At 54.5% G+C, this 539-nt stretch carries 1 protein-coding gene; it reads left to right on the top strand.

From position 1 onward, the window contains the following. On the top strand, positions 1-539 hold a 539-nt coding region (locus tag G9G53_RS25695), incomplete at both ends, for an AMP-binding protein (protein WP_165150881.1).

Raw genomic sequence — 539 nt, 5'->3', positions numbered from 1 at the left:
AGCTTGGTGAATACCGCCGCGGCGTATCGTCGGGATTATCGCCTGAACCAGTTCCCGGTACGTTTGCTGCAGCTGGCAAGCTTCTCCTTCGACGTGTTCGTCGGCGATATCGCCCGGACGCTCTATAACGGCGGAACGATGGTTATCTGTCCGAAAGACGACCGGATTGACCCGAGCCGTCTGTATGGCTGGATTCGTGACTACCAGATTACCGTGTTCGAATCGACTCCAGCCCTGATCGTACCGTTCATGCAGCATGTATATGAGCAGGGACTGGACATGAGCAGTTTGGAATTGCTGATTACCAGCTCGGATAGCTGCAGCGTGACGGATTATCGGGTGTTGCAAGAACGATTTGGCGCAGATATTCGCATTATGAACAGCTATGGTGTTACGGAAGCGGCGATCGACTCCAGCTTCTACGACGAAGAACTGTCGAAGCTGCCAAGCAGCGGTAATGTGCCGATTGGACAGGCATGGCTGAACGCACGCTTCTACATCGTGGACAGCCAGCTGAATCCGGTGCCGATCGGCGTACT

Source organism: Paenibacillus sp. EKM206P (assembly GCF_011066155.1).
Taxonomy (GTDB): Bacteria; Bacillota; Bacilli; order Paenibacillales; family Paenibacillaceae; genus Paenibacillus; species Paenibacillus polymyxa_D.
Note: the sequence above shows the minus strand (reverse complement) of the source record. Positions and strands in the feature narration are given on the sequence as shown.